Origin of the sequence: Streptomyces sp. NBC_01334, assembly GCF_035983595.1 — a bacterium.
Taxonomy (GTDB): domain Bacteria; phylum Actinomycetota; class Actinomycetes; order Streptomycetales; family Streptomycetaceae; genus Streptomyces; species Streptomyces coriariae.
This window is the reverse complement of sequence record NZ_CP130718.1, coordinates 4,073,022-4,091,162: the sequence shown is the minus strand read 5'-3', so window position 1 is coordinate 4,091,162 and position 18,141 is coordinate 4,073,022. Positions and strand designations below refer to the sequence as shown.

The window sequence follows — 18,141 nt, the reverse complement described above, 5'->3', positions numbered from 1 at the left end:
CACCTTCAATTGTCCGCCGGATCGGGGGCAGACTGACCGCATGGCTGATCAGTACGCGCATTCCGGCGAGGACAAGCGGCCGGCCGAGATTCCTGCAATCCGTTGGGAGGAGCTGCCGGAAGGTCCCGTGCTGGTCCTTCTCGACCAGACGAGACTGCCGGCCGAGGAAGTCGAACTGGTGTGTACGGACGCGTCCGCGCTGGTCGAGGCGATCCGTTCACTGGCCGTGCGCGGGGCGCCGTTGCTCGGGATCGCCGGGGCGTACGGTGTCGCGCTCGCCGCCGCGCGCGGGTTCGACGTGGACGAGGCAGCGAACGCGCTCGCGGGCGCCCGCCCCACCGCGGTGAACCTGTCCGTCGGTGTGCGCCGGGCCCGCGCGGCGTACCGGGCGGAGCTCGCCGACGGCGGCGATCCGGCGCAGGGCGCGCAGGCCGCGCTGGCGGCCGCGCGGCAGCTCCACAGGGAGGACGCCGAAGCCAGCGTCCGGATGGCCGGGCACGGGCTGACGCTCCTCGACGAGCTGCTGCCGGGCGGCGGGCATCGTGTCCTCACGCACTGCAACACCGGTGCGCTGGTGTCGGGCGGCGAGGGGACGGCGTTCGCGGTGGCACTCGCGGCGCACCGGGTGGGCCGGCTTCGCCGGCTGTGGGTGGACGAGACGCGTCCGCTGCTCCAGGGCGCCCGCCTCACGGCGTACGAAGCGGCCCGCAACGGCATGGCGTACACCCTGCTGACGGACAACGCGGCAGGCTCGCTGTTCGCCGCGGGGGAGGTGGACGCGGTGCTGATCGGGGCTGATCGCATCGCGGCCGACGGATCGGTGGCGAACAAGGTGGGGAGCTACCCGCTCGCGGTGCTGGCGCGGTACCACCATGTGCCGTTCATCGTGGTGGCGCCGGTGACGACGGTGGACCTGGAGACGCCGGACGGGGCGTCCATCGAGGTGGAGCAGCGCCCCGGGTTCGAGGTGACGGAGGCCATGGCGGCCCAGGCGCCGGTGACCGGAGCGGGTGGGGGTATTCCGGTGGCGCCGCTGGGGACCCAGGCGTACAACCCTGCGTTCGACGTGACGCCGCCCGAGCTGGTGACGGCGATCGTCACGGAGGAGGGCGTGGCCTCGCCGGTGACAGCCGACGCGCTTGCCGAGCTGTGTGGCAGGGCGCGCCGGGGAGGGGCGGGAGCGGCTCTCTGATCGCCCGTCGATCGTCCGTCGGGTCGACCGTCGGTCTGCCGTCGATCACCCGTCGGTCGGCCGCCTTGGCCGCCCGCTCGGGCTTACGAGCGGGCGGGCTGGTCGGCGATCAGGAGGGTGGTGCCCGCGGGGCGGAAGCCGAGACGGGCGTAGATGCGGGCGACGGTCTCCTCCGCGTAGGCGAGGAAGATCGTCTCGACGCTGTGAGAGCGGGCATGGGCGACCAGGCCCGCGGTCACGGCGGCGGCCAGTCCCTGGCGGCGGGCGGAGGGAAGGGTGCCGACTCCGCCGATCTCCGTGGTGGCGTTCGCCGGGTGGTAGTGGCCGGTGGCCAGGGGGGTGCCGTCCGGGGCGAGGGCGGCGACGAGGGTCTTGTGCCCCGCGCGGATCGTGGGGCGGACCGCGGCCACCGTGCCGTCCCCGGTGAGCGCCTCGGCCAGCCTCGACAGCTCCGCCCGGTCCCGGTCCGACGGGCCCGCCGTGGGGCCGGGCTCCGCCGTGGGGTGCTCCTTGGCGAAGGCCAGGTGCGGGAGGGCGAGGGCCGCGGGCAGGGCGGGGTCGTCCGCGGTCAGCGCGCGCAGTGTCACGCCGTCCGGCAGGGGCTGCGGAGGCAGCGAGTGGTGGGGCGGCAGCACCATCAGCGGCCGTCGCAGCACCAGGAGGCCGGCGGCCTCGATCCGGGCCCCCAGCGCCGGTGCAGACTCGGCCAGCCATTCGAACGCCTCCGGCACACCGAGCTCACGCTGCCGGGCACGCACCCGGGCGATGTCGGCGGCGCCCACGGAGGCCGCACCGGTGGGCTGGGCGTGGCTCGGGCCGCCGTAGTACGGGGCGCCGGGCTCCTTCCGTACGAACAGGCGCAGGGGGCCGAAGTCCTCGGCGTCGGCGAACAGAAGGGGCACGGTGGCGTAGTACCGCTCGATGCGGTCGCGCAGCGGGTCGCTCATGCGGCGCATCCCACCACCCGACGGGGCCGCGTCGCACGGATATTTCCCGCCAGGACCGCTGCCGGCACCGGCGACGGAGGACCGGGGCAGACAGTGACCGCCCCGTACGACTATCGTCACTGGCCGGTGAGCCTTCTCACCTGCGCCACCTTCACTGTTATGAGAATGGGATGATGTCGTTTATGAAGGGACGAGTCCTTGTCGTCGACGACGACACCGCACTGGCCGAGATGCTCGGCATTGTGCTGCGTGGTGAAGGTTTTGAGCCGTCTTTCGTGGCCGACGGTGACAAGGCGCTGGCCGCTTTCCGTGAGGCGAAGCCCGACCTGGTGCTGCTGGACCTGATGCTGCCCGGCCGGGACGGCATCGAGGTGTGCCGCCTGATCAGGGCGGAGTCCGGAGTGCCGATCGTGATGCTCACGGCGAAGAGCGACACCGTCGACGTCGTCGTCGGACTGGAGTCCGGCGCCGACGACTACATCGTGAAGCCGTTCAAGCCGAAGGAGCTGGTCGCCCGGATCCGGGCCCGGCTGCGGAGGTCCGAGGAGCCGGCGCCGGAACAGCTCACCATCGGCGACCTCGTCATCGACGTGGCCGGTCACTCCGTGAAGCGGGAAGGGCAGTCGATCGCGCTGACGCCGCTGGAGTTCGACCTGCTGGTCGCGCTGGCGCGCAAGCCCTGGCAGGTGTTCACCCGCGAGGTCCTCCTCGAGCAGGTGTGGGGCTACCGGCACGCCGCCGACACCCGCCTGGTGAACGTGCACGTACAGCGGCTGCGCTCCAAGGTCGAGAAGGACCCCGAGCGGCCGGAGATCGTGGTGACCGTCCGTGGTGTCGGATACAAGGCAGGACCGAGCTGACATGTCCGGAGACAGTGCCGCTTCGGCCCCCGGTCGTTCCGGGGCCCGTCCGGAGCGGCCTGTCGGCCGTAGGACGCCGGGTTCACGCTTCGCACGCCTCCTCGAAGGGGGGCTGTTGCAGGGCGGGGTGCAGGGCAGCCCCGTCCTGAGGCTGCTGCTGCGCTGGGTGCGCAGGCCGCTGCTGCCCGTCATGCGGCTGTGGCGGCGCAACATCCAGCTCAAGGTCGTCGTCACGACACTGCTGATGTCGCTGGGCGTCGTCCTGCTGCTGGGCTTCGTCGTCATCGGCCAGGTGCGCAACGGGCTGCTGGACGCCAAGGTGAAGGCGTCCCAGAGCCAGGCCACCGGCGGATTCGCCGTGGCCAAGCAGAAGGCCGACGAGGCCGCCAGCTCCGCCGCCGCCGACGGGACCCCGGCCGACGGCGGCGCCTCGCAGAACGTCATCGAATGGATGAGCGAGCTCGTGCTGTCGCTGTCCAGCGGCGGCCAGGGCGCCTTCGACGTGGTCACCCTGCCCCCCGGCGACGTCAGCGGCGTCGCCCGCGGGCCGCGCGCCTCCGGCTTCGTCGACCCCGACAAGAGCGTCCCGGAGAAACTGCGCGAGCAGGTCTACAGCAGCACCGGTGCGGCCCAGAGCTACTCCCGGATCATCTACCTCAACGACAAGGAATCCCAGCCGGCCCTGGTCATCGGCAAGCAGGTCAACGACCCCAACGGCGATCCGTACGAGCTGTACTACCTCTTCCCGCTCACGCAGGAGGAGAAGTCGCTGAGCCTGGTCAAGGGGACGCTGGCGACCGCCGGGCTGTTCGTCGTCGTCCTCCTCGGGGCCATCGCCTGGCTCGTGGTGCGGCAGGTCGTCACGCCGGTGCGGATGGCCGCCGGGATCGCCGAGCGGCTCTCCGCCGGGCGGCTCCAGGAACGGATGAAGGTCACCGGCGAGGACGACATCGCCCGCCTCGGTGAAGCCTTCAACAAGATGGCCCAGAACCTCCAGCTGAAGATCCAGCAACTGGAGGACCTGTCGCGGATGCAGCGACGGTTCGTGTCCGACGTCTCGCACGAACTGCGGACGCCCCTGACGACCGTACGCATGGCCGCCGACGTCATCCACGACGCCCGGGTCGACTTCGACCCCGTCACCGCGCGGTCCGCCGAACTGCTCGCCGACCAGCTCGACCGCTTCGAGACGCTCCTCGCGGACCTGCTGGAGATCAGCCGCTTCGACGCCGGCGCCGCAGCCCTCGAGGCCGAGCCGATCGACCTCAGGGAGGTCGTCCGGCGGGTCGTCAGCGGGGCGGCGCCGCTCGCCGAACGCAAGGGGACGACCGTACGCGTCATCGGCGACCAGCAGCCCGTCGTCGCCGAGGCCGACGCCCGGCGGGTGGAGCGGGTCCTGCGGAACCTGGTGGTCAACGCCGTGGAACACGGCGAGGGCAAGGACGTCATCGTCAAGCTGGCCGCCGCGGGCGGGGCCGTCGCGATCGCCGTGCGCGACTACGGCGTCGGCCTCAAGCCCGGCGAGGCCACCCGCGTCTTCAGCCGGTTCTGGCGCGCCGATCCGGCACGCGCGCGTACCACCGGCGGTACCGGCCTGGGGCTGTCCATCGCCCTGGAGGACGCGCGACTGCACGGCGGCTGGCTGCAGGCCTGGGGAGAGCCCGGTGGTGGCTCGCAGTTCCGGCTGACGCTGCCCAGGACCGCCGACGAACCGCTGCGGGGCTCACCGATACCGCTCGAGCCCAAGGACTCCCGCCGCAACCGGGGAGCCCTCGACGACGCAGGTCTGCCGCGCGGCGGCGGCCAGAAGAGCGCGACGGTGCCGGTACAGCCCGCCGGCGAACAGCTGTCGGCCGCACGGAGCCCGCTCACGCCCCGGATGGCCACCTCGGCCCCCACGGCCGACCCGACGGCGCTGCCCGGCAACGGCGCGCGCGTCGTGCCCCGACCCGCCCCGGGCACGGGCGGCGTGGGCGGAGGCGGAGGCGGCGGACGCGGGGAGGACGAGTCACGGGCAGCCGGGGCAGCCGGCACAGGTGGGGCCGCTGGGGCAGCTGGAGAAGCCGGGGAAGTACGCGGCGAGAACCCGGAGCAGACGGAAGCGGCCGGCGCCGGGGGTGCGGCCGGCACCGGTGACGCGGACGACACGGGTGACACGCGTGAAACGGCACTGAGGGGGACTTCGGACCGGCAGAGAGCCGGAGCGGAGGGCTCGAACGAGCAAGGGGAGGCATTTCGTGGGCGCTGAGTGGCGCGAGGGGGGAACCCGGCGCACGCCGGGGCGCGCGGTGGCGTACGCCACCTGCGGCGTCGTCCTGCTGGCCGGGTGCGCCTCGATGCCCGACAGCGGGGATCTGCGCGGCGTCGAGTCCACACCGCGCCAGGACACCCAGGTACGGGTGTTCGCGATGCCGCCCCGGGGCGACGCGCAGCCACTGGAGATCGTCCAGGGCTTCCTCGAGGCGCTCACCAGCGACGACCCCGGCTACGCGACGGCACGGCAGTACCTGACCGAGAAAGCCGCCCAGAAATGGGAGCCCGAACGGTCCACGACGGTCCTCACGGACGGGCCCGCGACCGATGCCGGGCCCACCGGGACCAGGGACGACGGCGACGACTACTCGTACACCCTGACCGGCACCCGGGTCGCCACCGTCGACGCACAGCAGTCGTACGCGCCCGCGTCGGGCGAATACGGCCAGGTGGTCCACCTCAGCCGCGACAAGAAGAGCGGGCAGTGGCGCATCGACGCCCTCCCCCAGGGCGTCGTCATGGGCAAGTCGGATTTCCAGCGCAACTACGTGTCCGTCAACAAGTACTACTTCGCCTCCAACACCACGGCCGACGGCTCCGACGGTTCCCGGCAGCCCATGGCCGTCGCCGACCCCGTCTACGTCCGGGAACGCGTCGACCCGATGACGCAGATGGTGCGCTCCGTGCTCACGGGCCCCACCAGCTGGCTCCGCCCCGTCGTCAGATCCAGCTTCCCCACCGGCACCGCGCTGCCCAAGGGCGTCACCGCACTGACCCCCGACGACCAGAACAAGCTCACCGTGCCGCTGAACGACAAGGCCGCCCACATCGGACAGGGCAAGTGCGACGAGATGGCGGCCCAGCTGCTGTTCACCCTCCGCAGCCTGACCCCCGCCGTCGACGAGATCGCGCTGCGCTCGGGCGGCACCCAACTGTGCTCCCTCACCGAGGAACGGGCCGCAGCCGTCGCCGCACGCGGCTCCGAGACCAACCCCGGCTACCTGTACTTCATCGACGGCCAGCACCGCCTCGAACGGATGACGAGCGGCAGCGGCAACACCAAGGCCGACCCCGTGCCCGGAGCACTCGGCGACGGCGCCAAGGCACTGCGCTCGGTGGCCGTGGCCCGCGACGAACACAGCGCCGCGGGAGTCGCCCTCGACGGCAAGGCGCTCTACGTCACCTCCACCGTCTCCGGCAGCTCCATCGGCGACCCCGTGCTCCAGAGCAAGGGCAAGACGGAGAGCGACCGGCTCACCACCCCCAGCTGGGACACCCAGGGCGACCTGTGGGTCGCCGACCGCGACCCCGCCGCGCCTCGGCTGCTCCTGCTGGAGAAGGGCGCCGGTCAGCCGCTGGAGGTGCTCACTCCGGGACTCGACGGCCGTATCAACGCCGTACGGGTGGCCGCCGACGGGGTACGGATCGCGCTCATCGTCGACAAGGGCGGCAAGCAGTCCCTGTTCATCGGCCGGATCGAACGAGGCCCGGGCAACGGCGAGCAGCCCTCCGTGTCGCTCCAGGAACTGCGCTCCGCGACACCGGAGTTGGAACAGGTCACGGCCATGTCGTGGGCCGGGGACAGCCGGCTCGTGGTCGTCGGGCGCGAGACCGGCGGCGTGCAGCAGGTGCAGTACATGCAGTGCGACGGCTCGGTGCCCGAGGCGGGCACGCTCCCCGGCCTCACGGAGGTCACGAGCATCGCCGCCTCCGAGGACAGCGAGATCCCGCTCTTCGCGACCTCCAAGGAAGGGCTGCTGTGGCTGCCCGGCGGAAGCGGGTGGCGGACGCTGAAGGAGACCGCCTCGGCCGCGTTCTACCCCGGGTGATCTTTGCCCCGCCCGGGGCCCGGGGCCCGGCGTGTGGAGCGCGGATCGCGGGGATCGGGGTGTGGGACGGGGCGGCGCGGGGCAGCTTGAGGCGGCTCGGGTGGCTTGCGGCGGCGGGGGTATGTAACTCGGGGGACCGGAGTGGGCTGGGGGTTCGGGGGGAACTTCTCGGACCCCTTCTCCCATTGGGGCCCGGGGTTTCTTGAGCGCTGTTTTTCGGCTGCTCTTTTTGGTGTTCCGATCGCCCCAGGCGCCTTCGGGTCACCTTCCCGAAAGTTTTCCACAGGGCACCCCGGGCGGTTTTCCACAGGGGTGGCGGGCAGCTTCCGGCGTCGGCACAGTAGTGCACGTGGAAGGCGTTCGCAGGTGGTGGCAGGAACTCGCCGGCCTGGTGCTGCCCGCCGAGTGCGGGGGCTGCGGAAGTGCGCGTACGGTGCTCTGCCCGCAGTGCCGTGCGGCGCTGAGCGGGGCAGAGCCGTTCCGGGTCCGTCCGGTGCCGGAACCGCCGGGGCTGCCCGCCGTGCACGCGGCGGCCCGGTACGCGGACGAGGTACGGGCGGCGCTGCTGGCCCACAAGGAACGCGGCGCGCTGGCACTGGCGCGACCGCTGGGCGCGGCGTTGGCGGGGGCTGTGCGGGCAGGGGTGGGGGAGGTGGGGTGGGGGGAGGGGGAGGCCCCTCAGTCCCCCGGAGATCTCCTGCTCGTCCCTGTCCCCTCCACCCGGGCCGCCGTCCGGGCGCGTGGGCATGATCCGGCTCGGCGGATCGCGTTGGCGGCGGCCGGTGAGTTGCGGCGGGCGGGGGTGCCGGCGCGGGTGGCCGCGGTGTTGCGGCAGCGGCGGGCGGTGGCCGATCAGTCGGGGCTCGGCTCCCGGCAGCGGCTGGACAACCTGGTGGGCGCGCTGACGGTGGTGCCCGGGGGCGCGCGGGTGCTGTGCGGTGGGCCGGTGGTTCTGGTGGACGACGTGGTCACGACGGGCGCCTCGCTGGCGGAGGCCGCGCGGGCGGTGCGGGAGGTTCGGGTGGCTGCGGCGGCGCAGTGGGCGGGACAGGGGGAGAGTGGGCGGTGTGAGGAGGAGGCGAAGGGTGCGTTGTGTGGTGAAGGGGCGACGGCCGGGTACGTGGGTAGGACTCGGGAAGACAGTAGGAAGCTGTCAGGAGCGGAGGTGGCAGGCGTGGACGGGGTGTCGGTGAGACCGCTGGACGACGCGGGCGGAGCCGGTGACGTGCTCTGCGCGGCCGTGGTCGCCGCGTCGCCGGACTCTTTCGAAATAAACCGGAACTGAGTGGGAAGTTGCGTCGTTGCAGGTAATGAGAGGGCCAATTCGCCTGAACGGAGGTACGCCGCAGTAGAGGGTGACGACATCCGTCCGGGCGAGATATGTTCGGTTGTGAGGGAAAGCCGCAGGCCACACCTCTCATATCTGAATGCCGTGCTGCGGTTTTCGAAATCTTCCGCGGCACCTGGGGTGTAGATCTCGCCCATGGGGGAGGAGGAGGTGGAAGTCACCGAGTCCGAGGTTCCGGTGCTCACCGGAGCCTGGTGCAAAAGGGAGACGCTCCGCACCGAAGCGGAGTGATCCGGGAACGGAGTTCTGCGTGGACATCGTCGTCAAGGGCCGCAAGACCGAGGTGCCCGAGCGGTTCCGCAAGCACGTGGCCGACAAGCTGAACCTGGAGAAGATCCAGAAGCTCGACGGCAAGGTGATCAGCCTCGACGTGGAGGTGTCCAAGGAGCCCAACCCTCGACAGGCCGACCGGTGCGACCGAGTGGAGATCACACTCCGGTCCCGCGGCCCTGTGATCCGGGCGGAGGCGGCCGCCAGCGACCCGTACGCGGCACTCGACCTGGCGGCGGAGAAGCTGGATGCCCAGCTGCGCAAGCAGCACGACAAGCGATACACGCGCCGCGGCGCCCGCAGGATCTCCGCGGCGGAGGTTTCCGACTACGTCCCCGGTGTGGCGACGCTCAACGGCAACGGCCGTCCCGTCCCCGCCGACGAGTCGGAGAGCGTGCCGACCAAGCGGATCGGCTCGCTTGAGGTGCAGGGCGACGGCCCCCTCGTGGTGCGCGAGAAGACCCACGTCGCCGCTCCGATGACTCTCGACCAGGCCCTCTACGAGATGGAACTGGTCGGACACGACTTCTATCTGTTCGTCGACTCCGAGACCAAGCAGCCCAGCGTCGTCTACCGGCGTCACGCCTACGACTACGGCGTGATCTACCTCGACACCGACCCGATGGTGGCCCAGGCGCATTCGCCCGAGGCGGGCGGCGCGTTGGGCGGCTGACGCTGCCCGGTGACAGCTGAGCGGTGTGCCCCTGGAGCGCTGTGTGCGCCCCCAGGGGCACCCGTGTGCGACCCCTTCGGGCACCGCTCTGTCACCGCGTTGTCGTCCGGGCATGGAATCATGGCCAGGGCGGCTCAACCGGTGGGCCGCTGCCTTGGGTTGGCGACGGCACAGGACCACGGCCACAGCCTTCAGGGGGAGGAACGATGGCGGACAGCTTCGGACCGATGCGGGACGACGATGCCGACGACGGCGTCGTCGGCATGGGCCCGGACGGGGGCACCTCACGCAAGGAGCCGATCAGAGTCCTTGTCGTGGACGACCACGCCCTGTTCCGCCGCGGACTGGAGATCGTGCTCGCGGCCGAGGAGGACATCCAGGTCGTCGGCGAGGCGGGTGACGGCGCCGAGGCGGTCGACAAGGCTGCCGACCTGCTGCCGGACATCGTGCTGATGGACGTACGGATGCCCAAGCGCGGCGGTATCGAGGCCTGCACCTCCATCAAGGAGGTGGCTCCCAGCGCGAAGATCATCATGCTGACGATCAGCGACGAGGAGGCCGACCTCTACGAGGCGATCAAGGCGGGCGCGACCGGCTATCTCCTCAAGGAGATCTCCACGGACGAGGTCGCCACCGCGATCCGCGCGGTCGCCGACGGGCAGTCGCAGATCAGCCCCTCCATGGCGTCGAAGCTGCTCACCGAGTTCAAGTCGATGATCCAGCGGACCGACGAGCGTCGCCTCGTTCCCGCGCCGCGGCTGACGGACCGGGAGCTGGAGGTGCTCAAGCTGGTCGCCACGGGAATGAACAACCGTGACATCGCCAAGGAGTTGTTCATCTCCGAGAACACCGTGAAGAACCATGTGCGCAACATCCTGGAGAAGCTTCAGCTGCACTCCAGGATGGAGGCGGTCGTGTACGCGATGCGGGAGAAGATTCTCGAGATCCGGTGATCCGGTGATCCGGTGATCCGTGGAGCCGGGCCTGGGCCCGGCTCGGCTCGGTTCTGACGCAGCCCGGTTCGGACGCGGCTCGGGCCCGGGTCAGGCCAGTGCGCGGGTCAGTTCTTCGGCGAGGGGCTCGCGCAGTTCAGGGGCGTCCATGCGCTCGACGCGTACGTCCGTGCAGTCCACCCAGGTCGCCGCCTCGAGCAGGGCCTGGGCCACCGCCGGGACCGCCTTCGGGCCGTCCAGGGTGACCTGCCTGGCGATCAGGGTGCGGCCCTCACGCGCCGGGTCCACGCGGCCGACGAGCCGGCCGCCGGCCAGGACCGGCATCGCGAAGTAGCCGTGGATCCGCTTCGGCTTGGGGACGTAGGCCTCCAGGCGGTGGGTGAAGCCGAAGATCCGCTCGGTGCGCGCCCGCTCCCAGATCAGGGAGTCGAAGGGGGACAGGAGCGTGGTGCGGTGGCGGCCGCGCGGGGGCGTTTCCAGAGCTGCCGGGTCGGCCCAGGCGGGCTTGCCCCAGCCTTCGACCGTGACCGGTACCAGGCCCGAGTCGGCGATCACGGTGTCGACCTGCTCGCCCTTGAGACGGTGGTAGTCGGCGATGTCCGCGCGCGTGCCCACGCCGAGCGACTGGCCGGCCAGGCGGACGAGGCGGCGCAGGCACTCGGTGTCGTCCAGCTCGTCGTGCAGCAGGTCGGCGGGGACGGCGCGTTCGGCGAGGTCGTACACGCGCTTCCAGCCGCGGCGCTCCACGCAGACCACCTCGCCGTACATCAGCGCGCGTTCCACCGCGACCTTGGTGCCGGACCAGTCCCACCACTCGCTGGTCTTCTTCGCCCCGCCCAACTCGGTGGCGGTGAGGGGGCCCTCGGTGCGGAGCTGCTTGACGACCTGGTCGTACGTGCCGTCCGGGAGGGAGTGGTTCCAGTGCGGGCGGGCCCGGTAGGCGCGGCGGCGGAAGGCGAAGTGGGGCCATTCCTCGATGGGGAGGATGCAGGCGGCGTGGGACCAGTACTCGAAGGCGTGCGGCCGTGCCGCGGGCGTGCCCGCGGACTCGGGCTTCCAGTACGCGTCCTCGATGGTCTTGCGGCCCACCGCTCCCAGGCGGGCGTAGGGGATCAGCTCGTGGGAGCGGGCCAGGACCGAGATGGTGTCGAGCTGGACCGCGCCGAGGTGACGGAGGACGCCGCGGACGCCGGCCTTGCGGTCGGGTGTGCCGAGGAAGCCTTGCGCGCGTAGGGCGATGCGGCGGGCTTCGTCTGCCGAGAGGGCGGTGTCGGGGCGCGGGGTCGTCATGGCTCGCACGATAGGGGGTGGGACTGACAGTGCCGGGTGAGCTGGGGGGTTGAGGGTTCGGGGGTGGGAGCGAGGGCGGCTTCGCCGCGGTTCTCGCCCTCGCCGCCCTACCCTTCCCGTCCCCGGGGGCTGCGCCCCAGACCCCGCTTTCGGCCTGGACGGCCTCGCCCTCAAACGCCGGACGGGCCGGCTGTACCCCTGGGTGCTCCGGGAGGGCTGGAGGGCGCCGGAACGTACGGCGCTGTCGAGGGCAGTCCCAGGTCCGACGGGAGCAGGGAGGCCAGCCAGCAGTCGCGGCGCACGCCCTTGTTGGCGATGGCCGAGCGGAGGGTGCCTTCCAGGGTGAAGCCGGCGTTCTCGGCGACCGTGCGGGAGGCGGTGTTGCCGATCTCGGCCCGCCATTCGAGGCGGTCGACGGGGAGGGTGGTGAAGGCCCAGCGGGCTGCGGTGAGGGTGGCTTCGGTGGTGTAGCCGTGGCCGCGGTGTTCCTTGGCCGCCCAGAAGCCGACCTCGGCCGTGCCGGGGGAGCGCATGGTGAGGCTGAGGACGCCGGTGAGGGTTCCGTCGGGGAGGAAGACGCCGAAGGTGAACATGGAGCCGCTCGCCCAGCCCTCCGGGGCGAGCAGTTCGGTGAAGCTTCGGGCGTGCTCGGGGAGGTAGGGGGAGGGGATCGTGGTCCAGCGCTGGATGTCGGGGTCCTGGGCGGCGGTGTACACGGCGTCGGTGTCCTGCGGGTCCAGGGGGCGCAGGACGAGGCGCGGGGTGGTGAGGGTGACGGGCTCGGGCTCCATCGGCCGATTCTGCGCGGGGTGTCGCGGCGGGCGCCATCTTTTTGCGGTGTGTGAGCGCGTGATCACAATTAGCGCAATTCGTCCGGCGGACGCGGCACCATCGGCGGGGCCCGGCCGTTGTCTCCTTTGAAGAAGATTTTGGAGCAGGTGCGCAGCAGTGTGTGGTCCTCGTCGCGGCAGGCCTCCCGGGGTGGCGGGGTCCTCGCATACGATGGCCGTTGCTCAGTAAGTCCACTGGAAACCGACCGTCCCAGGCCCGACCGGCAAGGAGACCAACCCCCGTGTCCGTCCTCTCGAAGATCATGCGTGCAGGCGAAGGCAAGATCCTGCGCAAGCTGCACCGCATCGCGGACCAGGTCAACTCCATCGAAGAGGACTTCGTCGACCTCTCCGACGCCGAGCTGCGGGCCCTCACCGATGAGTACAAGCAGCGGTACGCCGACGGTGAGAGCTTGGACGACCTGCTGCCCGAGGCGTTCGCCACTGTGCGCGAGGCCGCCAAGCGTGTCCTCGGTCAGCGTCACTACGACGTGCAGATCATGGGTGGTGCCGCCCTGCACCTCGGCTATGTGGCCGAGATGAAGACCGGTGAGGGCAAGACGCTCGTCGGCACGCTGCCCGCGTATCTGAACGCGCTGTCCGGCAAGGGCGTCCACCTGATCACGGTCAACGACTATCTGGCCGAGCGCGACTCCGAGATGATGGGTCGTGTCCACAAGTTCCTGGGCCTGGAAGTCGGCTGCATCCTCGCCAACATGACGCCGGCGCAGCGCCGTGAGATGTACGCGTGCGACATCACGTACGGCACGAACAACGAGTTCGGCTTCGACTACCTGCGCGACAACATGGCGTGGGCGCAGGACGAGCTGGTCCAGCGCGGCCACAACTTCGCCATCGTCGACGAGGTCGACTCCATCCTGGTCGACGAGGCGCGTACGCCGCTGATCATCTCCGGCCCGGCGGACCAGGCCACCAAGTGGTACGGCGACTTCGCCAAGCTGGTGACGCGTCTGAAGAAGGGCGAGGCCGGCAACCCGCTCAAGGGCATCGAGGAGACCGGCGACTACGAGGTCGACGAGAAGAAGCGCACGGTCGCCATTCACGAGGCCGGTGTCAGCAAGGTCGAGGACTGGCTGGGCATCGACAACCTCTACGAGTCGGTGAACACCCCTCTGGTGGGCTACCTGAACAACGCCATCAAGGCGAAGGAGCTCTTCAAGAAGGACAAGGACTACGTCGTCATGGACGGCGAGGTCATGATCGTCGACGAGCACACGGGCCGTATCCTCGCCGGCCGCCGGTACAACGAGGGCATGCACCAGGCGATCGAGGCGAAGGAAGGGGTGGACATCAAGGACGAGAACCAGACGCTCGCCACGATCACCCTGCAGAACTTCTTCCGCCTCTACAAGCGCCACGACCACAACGAGAAGGAACAGCCCGGCCTCTGCGGCATGACCGGTACGGCGATGACCGAGGCCGCCGAGTTCCACCAGATCTACAAGCTCGGCGTGGTCCCGATCCCGACGAACCGGCCGATGGTCCGCAAGGACCAGTCCGACCTGATCTACCGCACCGAGGTCGCGAAGTTCGAGGCGGTCGTCGACGACATCGCCGAGAAGCACGAGAAGGGCCAGCCGATCCTCGTCGGTACGACGTCGGTCGAGAAGTCCGAGTACCTGTCGCAGCAGCTCTCCAAGCGGGGTGTCCAGCACGAGGTGCTGAACGCCAAGCACCACGAGCGTGAGGCGTCGATCGTCGCCCAGGCCGGCCGCAAGGGTGCCGTGACGGTCGCCACCAACATGGCGGGCCGTGGTACCGACATCAAGCTCGGCGGCAACCCCGACGACCTCGCGGAGGCGGAGCTGCGCCAGCGTGGCCTCGACCCCGAGGAGCACATCGAGGAGTGGGCCGCCGCGCTGCCCGCCGCCCTGGAGAAGGCCGAGCAGGCGGTCAAGGCCGAGTTCAACGAGGTCAAGGAGCTGGGCGGCCTCTACGTGCTGGGTACCGAGCGGCACGAGTCGCGTCGTATCGACAACCAGCTGCGCGGTCGTTCCGGCCGTCAGGGCGACCCGGGCGAGTCCCGTTTCTACCTGTCGCTGGGTGACGACCTGATGCGGCTGTTCAAGGCGCAGATGGTCGAGCGTGTGATGTCGATGGCGAACGTGCCGGACGACGTGCCGATCGAGAACAAGATGGTCACGCGCGCGATCGCGTCCGCGCAGTCGCAGGTGGAGCAGCAGAACTTTGAGACGCGTAAGAACGTCCTGAAGTACGACGAGGTGCTCAACCGTCAGCGTGAGGTCATCTACGGTGAGCGGCGCCGCGTTCTGGAGGGCGAGGACCTTCAGGAGCAGATCCACCACTTCATGGACGACACGATCGACGCGTACGTCGGCGCGGAGACCGCCGAGGGCTTCCCGGAGGACTGGGACCTGGACCGGCTGTGGGGCGCCTTCAAGCAGCTCTACCCGGTGAAGGTCACCGTCGAGGAGCTGGAGGAGGCGGCCGGTGACCGGGCCGGTCTGACCGCCGAGTTCATCTCCGAGTCCATCAAGGACGACATCCGCGAGCAGTACGAGTCGCGGGAGTCGCAGCTCGGTTCCGAGATCATGCGTGAGCTGGAGCGGCGGGTCGTGCTGTCGGTCCTGGACCGCAAGTGGCGCGAGCACCTCTACGAGATGGACTACCTCCAGGAGGGCATCGGTCTGCGCGCGATGGCGCAGAAGGACCCGCTGGTCGAGTACCAGCGCGAGGGCTTCGACATGTTCTCCGCGATGATGGACGGCATCAAGGAGGAGTCCGTCGGCTACCTGTTCAACCTGGAGGTCCAGGTCGAGCAGCAGGTCGAGGAGGTCCCGGTGGCGGACGCCGCGCCGGTCGACATGGAGAAGCAGGACGTGGTGCCGGCGCAGGCGGGTTCGCGTCCGGAGATCCGGGCGAAGGGTCTGGACGCTCCGCAGCGCCGTCAGCTGCACTTCTCGGCTCCGACGGTGGACGGCGAGGGCGGCACGATCGAGGGCGACTTCGACAGTGACGAGGACGAGCCGGTGCGCTCGGAGGCCGATGGCCTCACGCGCGCGGAGCGTCGCAAGCAGGCGAAGGCCGGGCGGCGCCGGAAGAAGTAGCGTGCGCCGCGTCTCTGCCCTGCGGCGCGGCGTCTTCCGGGCGCGCCGTCTGCCGGGCCGTGATGTGTGACGGTGTGGCGTGACTGTGCGACGTATGACGTGACGGCGCTGTGGGCTTCGTAGCGGCTTGAGGGCCGGGTCACCTTCGGGTGGCCCGGCCCTTTGCTGTTCGGCGGTTCCGGGACGGCTCAGTCGTCCTGGGGGCGAGGCCTGCGGGTGCCGTCGAGTTCCACCGCGGTGCAGCGCCAGCGGTGGTCGGTGCCGAGCTCCAGGCGGAAGGCCATGGCCCGTAGGCGGTCGCCGGCACCGATGCGGGCGAAGGCCTCGATGGCGCCGGGGCGGGGGACGTAGTAGCCGATGTCCCGGACGACGGGGCGGGCGCCCCGGGTGGTGCGCAGGGGGCCGCGTTCGGCGAGGTGGGCCAGGTCGTCGTAGGCGTGGCCGAGGGTGTGCCGGAGCATGAAGTGCACGGGGCGCCGGCCGGTCAGGACCGCGAGGAGACGGTCGGCGAAGAGGTCGGTGGGGCGAGGCTGGGAGACGGGGCGGCGGGGGGTCTGGGTCCGGGCGGGGACGGCCGGGGAGCCGGTGATGGCTTTGGGGGCCTTGGGGGCCCTGGTGGGGGTGCCGGCGGCGGAATCGGGTCGGGGGGTGGCGTGGCGGGTGAGGGGTCGGGGGGTTGAGGGGCGGCCGTCGGTGGGGCGGGTGCGGGCCGGGGAGCCGGTGCCGGGGGGACCGGGTGGGCGGCCGCCGCCGGGTGCCGTGCGGGGGCCGCCGCCGCTCGGGGTGCGGGGTGGGGCGCCCGCGGGGCGGCGGGTGTCGTGTCGGCCGGGAGGGCGGGTGCCGGGGTGGTGCTGCGTCCTCGTCATGACCTTGTTCATGGGTGTCCCCGTTCGGTGGGCTCGGCTCTACCAGTCGGTAACTTGCCGTTGTGGATCTTGTACGTGGTTGCGTTGTGTGACGGCAAGGAAGCGGAGAGTCCTCGGTGGGGGGCCGGGAAGTTCACCTATCAGGGGTGGTGGGGGGTGGTGGAAGCCTGGTGCTGCGGGGGCGGGCCGGGTGAGTGGCGTGGCTCGGGGTTGACGGTCGCGGGGGCGCGGGCAGGGGCCCGAAAGGGGACGGCCGCACGTATCCTGAAGGCCCTCGGGGAGACGCGGAACCGTCTTTGCCCGGGATACCGAGTCCGAGCCTGCGACCACGAAAGAGCGGCCAGCCATGCGCGTCTACGTCCCCCTGACCCTCCCCGGTCTCGCCGAGGCGCACAAGACGGGTGAGCTGGGGTCCGGGCCGCTCGTCGCGTACGCCGTCACGCCCGCGCTGCGTGAGTGGTACGTCTCCGACGACATCGAGGAGCTGGAGTACGCGGCGCTCAGCAGGGCCGCGCTCGCCTCGCTGCGGCTGCTCGCGGCGGACCCGGGTGCCCCGCGGCGCCGGGTCGTGGTCGCGGTCGACGTACCCGACCGCGCCGCCGCCGTGGACCCCGACCGGGGGCTCGATCCGGCGGCGCTGGGCGAGGTCCGGGTGACGGGTGCCGTGCCGCTGGCCAAGGCGGCCGCGGTGCACGTCGACGCCGGTGAGGCCGTGGCGGACGTGACCGCCGCGGCGGAGGCGGTCGCGGCGGCGGACGGCGGGGACGACGACGCGCAGTTCGTCGTCGACGGGGCCGAGGACCATGAGCTGTTGTGGTTCGCCAGGCAGGAGATCCCGACTCTGGTGGGGTCGGGCGACTGAGTCCGCCCGGTCGGCTGCCGATCTGCGGGCGTGCCGACCTGTCGAGCCCCCCGAGCCGTCGGCGTGCCTGGTCCGGTGGGGTGGGGCGCCGCTTCGGTCGGTCACTTGATTGTCGGTGGTGGCGGGTACGTTTGCAGGTATGGGGAAGCAGGAAGCGGCGCACATCGTCTGGGACTGGAACGGGACGCTGTTCCACGACAACGACGCGATCATCGGGGCGACGAACGCGGCATTCGTCGAGCTGGGGCTGGAGCCGATCACGCTGGAGCGGTACCGGGCGCTGTACTGCGTTCCGGTGCCGAAGTTCTACGAGCGGCTGATGGGCAGGCTGCCCACCGATGCCGAGTGGGAGGTCATGGACGACGTCTTCCACCGGTACTACGCCGAGCACCGGGTGCGGTGCGGGCTCACCGAGGGCGCGGTGGAGCTGCTCGCGGGGTGGCGCTCGGCGGGGCACAGTCAGTCCCTGCTGAGCATGTATGTGCACGATGAACTCGTGCCGCTGGTCCGGGGGTTCGGGATCGAGCCGCATTTCGTACGGGTCGACGGACGGACCGGTCCCTCCGGCGGCAGCAAGGCCGAGCACATGGTGCGGCACCTCGAGGCGCTGACCGGCGTGCAGGCGGCGCGCACGGTGGTGATCGGGGATGCCGCCGATGACGCGGTGGCCGCGTTGCATGTGGGCGCGCGGGCCGTCCTGTACACCGGCGGGTCGCACAGCCGGGCCAGCCTTGAGGTGGTGGGGGTGCCCGTGGTGGACACGCTGGGGGAGGCGGTGGAGGTCGCGGGGCGGTTGGCTGAGGCTGCGTAGGGGTTTGCGGGTCGGTGCCTCGAGCGTCTGATCGGGTGCGGCGTCCTGGGGCGTCCTTTGACGTCCTG

14 protein-coding genes are annotated in these 18,141 nt (G+C 71.0%); 10 read left to right on the top strand and 4 right to left on the bottom strand.

Features of this window, described 5'->3' with window-relative positions:
• Positions 1 to 40 precede the first annotated feature (40 nt).
• Positions 41 to 1,192: an S-methyl-5-thioribose-1-phosphate isomerase gene (gene mtnA / locus OG736_RS18225; RefSeq protein WP_327183386.1), complete on the top strand. Its 1,152-nt coding sequence runs from the start codon at positions 41 to 43 to the stop codon at positions 1,190 to 1,192.
• Positions 1,193 to 1,275: 83 nt separating this feature from the next.
• Here mtnA and OG736_RS18220 read toward each other — a convergent pair whose 3' ends face one another.
• A complete protein-coding gene (locus OG736_RS18220) occupies positions 1,276 to 2,148 on the bottom strand; it encodes a GNAT family N-acetyltransferase (RefSeq protein WP_442817048.1) in 873 nt (290 codons plus the stop codon).
• A gap of 161 nt (positions 2,149 to 2,309) precedes the next feature.
• Here OG736_RS18220 and mtrA point away from each other — a divergent pair, with 161 nt between their 5' ends.
• The 6 genes from mtrA (at position 2,310) to OG736_RS18190 (ending at position 10,325) form a co-directional block, all read left to right on the top strand.
• Entirely contained in the window at positions 2,310 to 2,999 is a 690-nt protein-coding gene (gene mtrA, locus OG736_RS18215; protein WP_187282414.1) for a two-component system response regulator MtrA, read from the top strand.
• Position 3,000: 1 nt separating this feature from the next.
• Positions 3,001 to 5,247, top strand: a complete 2,247-nt coding sequence (gene mtrB, locus OG736_RS18210; protein WP_327183384.1) for an MtrAB system histidine kinase MtrB — start codon at positions 3,001 to 3,003, stop codon at positions 5,245 to 5,247.
• Entirely contained in the window at positions 5,237 to 7,081 is a 1,845-nt protein-coding gene (locus tag OG736_RS18205) for an LpqB family beta-propeller domain-containing protein (RefSeq protein ID WP_327183383.1), read from the top strand. Before mtrB ends, OG736_RS18205 begins: the two co-directional genes overlap by 11 nt.
• A 349-nt stretch (positions 7,082 to 7,430) precedes the next feature.
• Positions 7,431 to 8,366 (top strand): ComF family protein, encoded by a 936-nt coding sequence (locus tag OG736_RS18200; protein ID WP_327183382.1) that lies wholly within the window; start codon positions 7,431 to 7,433, stop codon positions 8,364 to 8,366.
• Between the two features lie 313 nt (positions 8,367 to 8,679).
• Positions 8,680 to 9,372, top strand: a complete 693-nt coding sequence (gene hpf / locus OG736_RS18195) for a ribosome hibernation-promoting factor, HPF/YfiA family (protein ID WP_327183381.1) — start codon at positions 8,680 to 8,682, stop codon at positions 9,370 to 9,372.
• A gap of 206 nt (positions 9,373 to 9,578) precedes the next feature.
• Complete coding sequence (locus tag OG736_RS18190) at positions 9,579 to 10,325, top strand: response regulator (RefSeq protein ID WP_020133042.1); 747 nt, start codon at positions 9,579 to 9,581, stop codon at positions 10,323 to 10,325.
• A 90-nt stretch (positions 10,326 to 10,415) separates the two neighbouring features.
• On the opposite strand, the gene OG736_RS18185 is transcribed toward OG736_RS18190, so the two are convergent.
• Positions 10,416 to 11,615, bottom strand: coding sequence for a winged helix-turn-helix domain-containing protein (locus tag OG736_RS18185; RefSeq protein ID WP_327183380.1), 1,200 nt, complete (start codon positions 11,613 to 11,615; stop codon positions 10,416 to 10,418).
• Between the two features lie 170 nt (positions 11,616 to 11,785).
• On the bottom strand, positions 11,786 to 12,406 hold the full coding sequence (locus tag OG736_RS18180) for a GNAT family N-acetyltransferase (RefSeq protein ID WP_327183379.1): 621 nt from the start codon (positions 12,404 to 12,406) through the stop codon (positions 11,786 to 11,788).
• Between the two features lie 281 nt (positions 12,407 to 12,687).
• Between OG736_RS18180 and secA the strand changes: the two genes are divergently transcribed.
• A complete protein-coding gene (secA, locus tag OG736_RS18175) occupies positions 12,688 to 15,534 on the top strand; it encodes a preprotein translocase subunit SecA (RefSeq protein WP_020133045.1) in 2,847 nt (948 codons plus the stop codon).
• 188 nt (positions 15,535 to 15,722) lie between these two features.
• Here secA and OG736_RS18170 read toward each other — a convergent pair whose 3' ends face one another.
• The gene (locus tag OG736_RS18170; protein WP_327183378.1) at positions 15,723 to 16,412 is read right to left on the bottom strand and encodes an Rv3235 family protein; all 690 of its coding nucleotides are present in this window, start codon (positions 16,410 to 16,412) and stop codon (positions 15,723 to 15,725) included.
• Positions 16,413 to 16,746: 334 nt separating this feature from the next.
• Here OG736_RS18170 and OG736_RS18165 point away from each other — a divergent pair, with 334 nt between their 5' ends.
• Together OG736_RS18165 and OG736_RS18160 are read left to right on the top strand one after the other, a co-directional pair.
• Positions 16,747 to 17,262 (top strand): DUF6912 family protein, encoded by a 516-nt coding sequence (locus OG736_RS18165; protein ID WP_327183377.1) that lies wholly within the window; start codon positions 16,747 to 16,749, stop codon positions 17,260 to 17,262.
• 139 nt (positions 17,263 to 17,401) lie between these two features.
• Positions 17,402 to 18,073, top strand: a complete 672-nt coding sequence (locus tag OG736_RS18160; RefSeq protein WP_327183376.1) for an HAD family hydrolase — start codon at positions 17,402 to 17,404, stop codon at positions 18,071 to 18,073.
• Positions 18,074 to 18,141: the final 68 nt, after the last annotated feature.